Genomic DNA, 7,081 nt, shown 5'->3' with positions numbered 1-7,081 from the left:
ACGCGCACGACGAACTCGGCCAGGCCCTGTTGGAGCATGTTGTCCCCGAGGTAGACGACGAAGTCGTCGTCCCCGAGGAAGTCCCGCGCGATGAGGACACAGTGGGCCAGGCCGAGCGGCGCCTCCTGGAACAGGTACGTGGTCTCCACGCCCCATCGAGAGCCGTCACCAGCCGCGGCCCGGATCTCATCACCGGTGTCGCCGATGATGATCCCGATCTCCCGGATCCCCGCGGCGACCATGTCCTCGATGCCGTAGAAGAGAATCGGCTTGTTCGCCACCGGCACGAGTTGCTTCGCGCTCGTGTGCGTGATCGGGCGCAGCCGCGTGCCCGCACCCCCGGCGAGGATGAGGCCTTTCATGACGGCGCCGATCGTAGGCGATGACGTCGCGTGCGCCGTCGAGTCTCGGGCCGCGACGGTCACCACGGGTACACTGCGCTCGCCCGACGCCCGCTTCGTGCGTTCCCGGCGCCCAGCTCCATGGCCGATACGCGTCCCTACCTCGTCGAACGGCCGGCCACCGAGCCACCCCTCGAGCTCACCGTCGTGCTCCCGTGTCTGAACGAGGCTGAGACCGTCGCGACGTGCGTGGAGAAGGCGGTTCGCGCGATGCGGGAGCTCGACGTCGCGGGCGAGGTCGTCGTCGCCGACAACGGGAGCGCCGACGGCTCCCAGGATCTCGCCCGGCGAGCCGGCGCCTGCGTGGTCGACGTCTCGGTCCCGGGCTACGGCGCGGCCCTGGCCGGCGGGATCGAGGCGGCCCGGGGTCGGTTCGTGATCATGGCCGACGCGGACGACAGCTACGACCTGACCACCCTGGGTCCGTTCGTCGACGCCCTACGGGGTGGAGCCGACCTCGTCATGGGGAACCGCTTCAAGGGCGGGATCGAGCCGGGCAGCATGCCGGCGCTGCACCGCTACCTCGGCAACCCGGTGTTGAGCTGGGTCGGCCGGCGGTTCTTCCACAGCACGAGCGGTGACTTCCACTGCGGCATGCGGGGGTTTCGACGCGACGCGATCCTCGACCTGGGCCTCCGCACGACGGGCATGGAGTTCGCCAGCGAGATGGTCGTGAAGGCCACGCTCCAGCAGCTGCGGATCGAGGAGGTGCCAACCACGCTGCGGCGGGACGGCCGCAGCCGGCGCCCGCACCTCCGCACCTGGCGGGACGGGTGGCGCCACCTCCGGTTCCTGCTGCTGTACAGCCCGCGGTGGCTCTTCCTCTATCCCGGCGTCGTGCTCTTCGTCGCCGGGCTGGCGCTGGGCCTCGCCCTGCTGCCGGGACCGATCACGATCGGTGGCCTCGGCCTGGACGTGAACTCGCTGATCTACGCGATGGTGGCCGTGCTCGTCGGCGCCCAAGCGATCATGTTCGCCGTGTTCGCCCGCGCCTTCGCCATGAACGAGGGCTTGCTGCCGCCCTCGCGGGGCATCGAGCGTGCCTTCCGCACGATCACCCTCGAGCGCGGCCTGGCCGCCGGCGTGATCGTCCTGCTGGCCGGGGTCGGGTGCACGATCTACGGGGTCGTGAACTGGGGGGCCCAGGGCTTCGGCTCCCTGGACCCGCGTGATGCCGTCCGCGTCGTGGTCCCCGCCGCGACGGCGCTGGTCCTCGGCTTCGAGCTGATCCTGTCGAGCTTCTTCCTCAGCATTCTCGGGCTCGCCCGGCGTTGAGCGACGACGAGCGACCCGCGCCGCGGGTCAGCGCCGTGGTGCTGGGCTACCGCTCCGAACCCTGGCTCGAGCGGTCGGTCCACGCCCTCCTCGGTTCGGAGGGCGTCGCCGTCGACGTGGTCGTCGTCGACAACGGGTGCACGGACGGGGCGGTGGAGCGGCTCCGGGGCACGGCGGGGGTCACGATCGTGGGCGACGGCACGAACCTCGGGTTCTCCGGCGGCTGCAACCTCGGGGTGTCCGTCGCTCGCGGGCCGTTCGTCGCGCTCGTCAACGGCGACCTGGTGGTGGAGCCGGAGACGATGGCGCGGCTGGTCGCCGTGGCCCAGGATCCATCGATCGGCGTCGCCGCGGGGAGCGTCCGGCTGGCCGAGGATCCCGAGCTGCTCAACAGCGCCGGCAACGAGATCCACTTCCTGGGCTTCAGCTGGACCGGTGGCTTCCGCGAGCGGGCCGCGGACCGGGCGATCGCCCGCGACGTGGCCGGGGCGATGGGGGCGCTCGTGGTGCTGCGGCGCGAGGTCTGGGAGCGACTCGGCGGCTTCGACGCCCACTACTTCGCCTTCCACGAGGACGCCGAGCTGAGCTGGCGCTGCTGGCAGACCGGCCTCCGGGTCCGCTACGTGCCCCAAGCGGTCGGGGTCCACCGCTACGAGTTCGACCGGATCGAGCAGAAGCTGTACCTGGCCGAGCGCAACCGGCTCGCCTTCGTGCTCACGCTCTGGGAGGCGCGAACGCTCGCCGTGCTCGCCCCGGCGTTCCTCGCCGTCGAGCTCGGGGTCACCGCCGTCGCGTGGCGCGGCGGCTGGCTTCGCCAGAAGGTCGACGGGTGGCGCTGGCTCCTGCGGCATCGGCGGTGGCTGCGCGAGCGCCGGCGGCTCCTCCAGGCCGAGCGCACGGTCAGCGACCGAGCGCTCGCCCGGCTCATGACCGGTCGTCTCGACGCCGGGAACTTCCCCCTGCCGCAGCGGCTGCGGCCCGCCGATTCCGCCCTCGCGTGGTACTGGGTGGCGGCGCGGCGCCTGCTGCGCTGAGCGCGCGAGCCGGGCCGGCGCGCGCCGGCCTCGGCTACCCGGTCGGCTGGCGCTGCGGCGGCAGGCTCGGCTCCTGGACGCGGAGCGGCTCGGCCGGGGTCGGAGCCGGCGCGACGTCGGCGAGCCGGTCGATGCGGAAGGTCAGGCCGCCGACGGCGACGACGACGGCCCGGATGACGGACCGCAGCGCGCCCCCGAGCGACGCGGTGGAGCGGCCGACCTCGCGCGCCTCCATCCGCACCGGCTCCTCGGCGACCCGGTAGCCGGCGCGGGCGGCCACCAGCACCGCCTCGAACGTGTCACCCAGATAATGGGTCGGGAAGGACTTCGAGAACGCCGACAGCAGCGGCTCGGCGATGCACCGGAACCCGGAGGTCGTGTCGGCGACGTGCTGACCGGACCGGAGCCGGACCAGGGCCGAGAGCATCCGCATCGTCACTCGCCGGGCCCATCCGATCGGGAACGACGTGCCCTCGCCGACGAATCGGCTCCCGATGAGCAGGTGCGCACCGGTTCGGGCCTGGGCGTCGAGGAGCTGTGGGATCAGCTCGGGGGGGTGCTGACCGTCGGCGTCGCACTGCACCGCGACCTCGTAGCCGTGGCTGACGGCGAACCGGAAGCCGAGCCGCAGCGCGCCCCCGACCCCGAGGTGGACCGGCAGCCGCAGCACGCGGGCCCCGGCGGCGCGGGCCAGGACCTCGGTGTCGTCGTCGGAGTGGTCGTCGACGACGAGGCACGGGAGCCCGACCGCTCGGATGGCCGTGACCACGCTCGTGATGGTGGCGGCCTCGTCCCGCGCCGGGACGACGACGAGGGCTCGCCTCGGCGTCAAGGAGGATCCGGGGGCTCGAGCTCCCGCAGGCGATCCTCGAGGAGGGCCTGGGTCTCGGCGAGCTCGCGGACGTGGGACTGGAGTCCCGAGACGCTGATGCTGAGCTGGAGGGCGATCGCCACGAGGACGATGGTCGCGACGGCCAGGAACACGGCGGTGGGCGTCATCCCGGCGACGTGGCCGACCCGTCCGACCGCGTTCGTGACGGACGCCCCGAGCGCGGTGAGCAGGCCGATCGACAGCCAGCCGAGCGCGTACCGGGTCGTCATGAGACGGCGCCGCGCCAGCACGAGCACGACCGAGACGAACACCCCCCCGCCCGCGGCGAGGACGAGCGCCTGCTTGGCTCCGGTGGACATGAGCCGTGATGATACGCGTCAAGCTTGGCGTCGACCGCGAAGCAGCGAGGCCGTCGAGCCCGCCTCCCGCAGGTTCCCGCGCAGCGCGGCGCCGAGTGCTCGGTAGGCGACGTGGGCCCGCACGATCCGCGCTCGTCGGGCCACCGCGGCCGACCGGGTCCACCCGAGGCTCTGCGCCCTTCGGGCGATCACCTCGTAGAGCGCGAACTCCTCGCGGAACCGGTCGCGCGACGCGGTCAGCAACGCGGTCTGGCTCTCCTGGTGGCGGCGATACCGGTAGGCGGGGGGAGGCATGCCGACGATTCGGTGCCCGTCGAACAGCAGGCGTGCGATGAGATCGAGGTCGACGACCTGGCGCCACGACCCGTCGAACGGTCGGGGTGGGAGCAGTCGCGCCGTGTACGAGACGCTCGGGAAGAAGATGAACTGGCCCCGCAGCACGACGGCCAGGCCTCGGTCGCCGACCGTCTCGTGCTCTCCGCCCCGACGCGGGCCGGTGAAGCGCTTGAAGAAGTCCGGGAACGAGAAGATCGGCCCGCCGCTCCTCCCGACGACCCGGGCACCGGTGTGGACGGCGACGGCGTCGGGATGACGCCGGTGCGCGTCGAGGACGACGGCGGCGTAGTCGCGGCCGAGCTCGTCGTCACCGTGCAGGAGGGTCACGAAGTCGGCCTCGACGAGCTCGAGACACCGGTTCCAGTTCCCGGCCAGGCCGAGGTTGGCGTCGTTGCGGACGTAGCTGATCCTCGGGTCCCGCAGCTCGTGGACGAGGTCGCCGGACTCGGGCTCGGGGCCGGCGTCGTCGACGACCACCGCGTCCCACTGCGACGTCGACTGCGCCTGGAGCGATCGCAGCGCCCGCTCGAGATACGGCAGCCCGGAGTAGAAGGGAACCGCGAAGCCGAGCGCGCTCACCCGAGCTTGCGACCGACGAGGACGGTCTCGTTGTGGGGAAAGACGCGACCGGCAAGACGGGGGAACGGGAACGAGCGCACGCTCGTCACGACGACGCTGCACTCGGCGGCCACCCGCTCGAGCGCGGGGCCGTCGAGGAACGCCACGTGGGTCGGATCGCTGCGGAAGCCTGCCTGCTGCGGGCAGATCAGGATCACGCGGCCCTCGGCCCGGAGGTACGGCAGGTAGCGACGGAGCAGGGCCGTCCCATCGTCGGGGGCCAGGTGCTCGAGCACGTGGGAGGCCAGGAGGGAATCGAAGCGCTCCGGCCGGGCGTACTCGGACGCCGCGAACTCGCCGGGCGTGAACGCCGTGAGCCCTCGTGCGCGCGCGGTCGCCACGGCCGCCTCGTCGAGATCGATCCCGACGCCGTTGCCGCCGACATGCCGGAGATGGCGCCCGAGGCCACAGCCGAGGTCGAGCACGAATCCGTGGGCGAGCCGCTGGATGTTGCGCCGGTAGGGGCGCTGCACGTCGAACGTCCGGGCCAGCCACCGCCGCTCGAGCGTCTCGAGCCGGTGCGCGTACGCGTCGCTGCCGGCGCGCTCCGATGGCTTGCGGGCCGGGCTCATGGGGACCTCGGGGGGTTGCGCCGATCGAGCCGTGGCGGTCTCAGCGTCACGTCGCGCTAGTGGACCAGCGGCGCCGGTATGGCGGCCGCGAGCATCGTAACCAGGACGGTGACGGTCGCCGTGAGGGCGAAGACGCCGAGGACCCGCGCGCCGGCCCGGCTGCGGACCGAGGCGGCGAGGACGATGGCCATCACCGGAAGCAGCGACATGCCGTATCGGGCCTCGGGGCCGACGACCACGTTGGACACGATGACGTTCACGACGACAAGCCCCGGCGCGGCGGCGAGGGCGATGAACGTGCCGACGGTCCCGAGGACGGAGAGGGAATCTCGGCGAGCCAGCCGCAGGACCGCGGCCAGCATCGCGCCCGCCACGAGCACCGTGATCACGAACTGGACGTCGGTCGTGGCCGCGGTCTTGAAGTAATGGGGTTCGTAGCCGTCGACGGGTGGGAACCACGCCTTGAAGTTGTCCGGGGCGAAGATGACGCCGAGCGGCGGGATGCCGTGCGCGGCGAACAGGCGGTTCTGGGGGACGATGGCCGGGTCGATCGTCGCCCGAACCCGGTCGACGAAGGCCCACGCCGCTCCGGCGGCGACGCCGCCCGTCACGAGCGCCAGCCCCGCGGTCGTGAACCGGTCGCGGAGGCCGAGTGGTGTGGCCGCCGGAGGGGTCGCGTGCGGGCGCTCCGGGTCCGGGGGGCGCGCGGCGGACCATCTCCGGCCCAGGCGCCGGGCTGCGGCCTCGACGGCGGGCGAGCGCACGACCAGCCACGCCGCCACCACCGCGACGACGAGGAAGTTCACGGTGTTCAGGCCCGTCGCGAGCGCCCCGGCCGCCCCGAGTCCGACGGTCGAAAGCCGACGCTGCTCCCACGCCACCGCGGCGAACACGACGATCGCCCCCGCGAGCAGCGCCACTGCGTCCGGGTTCACGATCGACGCCGCGTGCAGGACCGCGGACGTGGTCGGGAGGAGCGCGAGCGCCGCGACGAGCACCCACGGGCGGAGGCCGAGCCTCCTCCCGGCGAGATAGGTGAGGACGAGGCCGGCGGCGAGGAAGACCCCGCCCATGAGGCGGGCGGGATCCACGAAGTCGTGGAACAGCCCGACCCCGACCAGCGCCCGGGCGACCAGGCCGACGGTCAGGTAGTAGATGGGCGGGTGCGCCGAGGCGGTCTGGTAGCCGGCATCTCGGAACGCCTCGGGGATGAAGTGGCGGGTCCGGCACGGGGAGTCCTGGTACGGCAGGTCGACGCCGCGGCAGGCCTCGGCCCGCATCGCCTCCTGCCCGAGCTTGTCACCGAGGCGCACAAGCTCGAGATGGGTAATGCGCATGGCGTAGTCGACGTGGCGCACCTCGTCGATCGGCGACAGCACGTGGTAGCGGGCGACGTGGACCGCCGGAAGCACCATCGCGATCGCGACGAGGACGAGGCACGGTGCCGCTCGGCGCACGCGACCGCCGGTGAGGCCCCACCGACCGGCGACCGCGGTCCGCTCGCCGGCACTCGAGCGTGCGTCGGCCGGTGGTGTGGCGGCAGCACCACGGATCCGCTCGTCGACCACCGCTGCCCCGTGCACGTCTCTTCGGCCGGACTACTCGGGCGGCACACTACTGGCCCGCGGTTGTCGCACGGCGCGTGGTCGCGCCA

Annotated in this window: 8 protein-coding genes; 2 read left to right on the top strand and 6 right to left on the bottom strand. The window is 72.8% G+C overall.

Annotated elements, in window-relative coordinates; translation table 11 throughout:
- A partial coding sequence (locus VG869_08795; protein HEV3451289.1) for a sugar phosphate nucleotidyltransferase occupies positions 1 to 362 on the bottom strand: 362 nt, incomplete at its 3' end.
- A 120-nt stretch (positions 363 to 482) separates the two neighbouring features.
- Between VG869_08795 and VG869_08790 the strand changes: the two genes are divergently transcribed.
- The gene (locus VG869_08790; protein HEV3451288.1) at positions 483 to 1,676 is read left to right on the top strand and encodes a glycosyltransferase family 2 protein; all 1,194 of its coding nucleotides are present in this window, start codon (positions 483 to 485) and stop codon (positions 1,674 to 1,676) included.
- The gene (locus tag VG869_08785) at positions 1,673 to 2,710 is read left to right on the top strand and encodes a glycosyltransferase family 2 protein (GenBank protein ID HEV3451287.1); all 1,038 of its coding nucleotides are present in this window, start codon (positions 1,673 to 1,675) and stop codon (positions 2,708 to 2,710) included. Before VG869_08790 ends, VG869_08785 begins: the two co-directional genes overlap by 4 nt.
- Before the next feature lie 34 nt (positions 2,711 to 2,744).
- On the opposite strand, the gene VG869_08780 is transcribed toward VG869_08785, so the two are convergent.
- Genes VG869_08780 through VG869_08760 form a run of 5 tightly spaced genes read right to left on the bottom strand, consistent with a single transcriptional unit; the run spans position 2,745 to position 7,010 of the window.
- The gene (locus VG869_08780) at positions 2,745 to 3,542 is read right to left on the bottom strand and encodes a glycosyltransferase family 2 protein (GenBank protein ID HEV3451286.1); all 798 of its coding nucleotides are present in this window, start codon (positions 3,540 to 3,542) and stop codon (positions 2,745 to 2,747) included.
- Positions 3,539 to 3,901 carry a DUF2304 domain-containing protein gene (locus VG869_08775; GenBank protein ID HEV3451285.1) on the bottom strand — a complete coding sequence of 121 codons (363 nt, stop codon included), beginning with the start codon at positions 3,899 to 3,901 and terminating at the stop codon, positions 3,539 to 3,541. Before VG869_08775 ends, VG869_08780 begins: the two co-directional genes overlap by 4 nt.
- A gap of 18 nt (positions 3,902 to 3,919) precedes the next feature.
- Positions 3,920 to 4,816: a glycosyltransferase family A protein gene (locus VG869_08770; protein ID HEV3451284.1), complete on the bottom strand. Its 897-nt coding sequence runs from the start codon at positions 4,814 to 4,816 to the stop codon at positions 3,920 to 3,922.
- Positions 4,813 to 5,427 carry a class I SAM-dependent methyltransferase gene (locus VG869_08765; protein ID HEV3451283.1) on the bottom strand — a complete coding sequence of 205 codons (615 nt, stop codon included), beginning with the start codon at positions 5,425 to 5,427 and terminating at the stop codon, positions 4,813 to 4,815. Before VG869_08765 ends, VG869_08770 begins: the two co-directional genes overlap by 4 nt.
- 56 nt (positions 5,428 to 5,483) lie before the next feature.
- Positions 5,484 to 7,010, bottom strand: a complete 1,527-nt coding sequence (locus tag VG869_08760; GenBank protein HEV3451282.1) for a hypothetical protein — start codon at positions 7,008 to 7,010, stop codon at positions 5,484 to 5,486.
- Positions 7,011 to 7,081: the final 71 nt, after the last annotated feature.

The organism is Acidimicrobiia bacterium (genome assembly GCA_035948415.1).
Lineage (GTDB): Bacteria > Actinomycetota > Acidimicrobiia > IMCC26256 > PALSA-555 > PALSA-555.
This window is presented reverse-complemented; position numbering and strand designations above follow the sequence as displayed.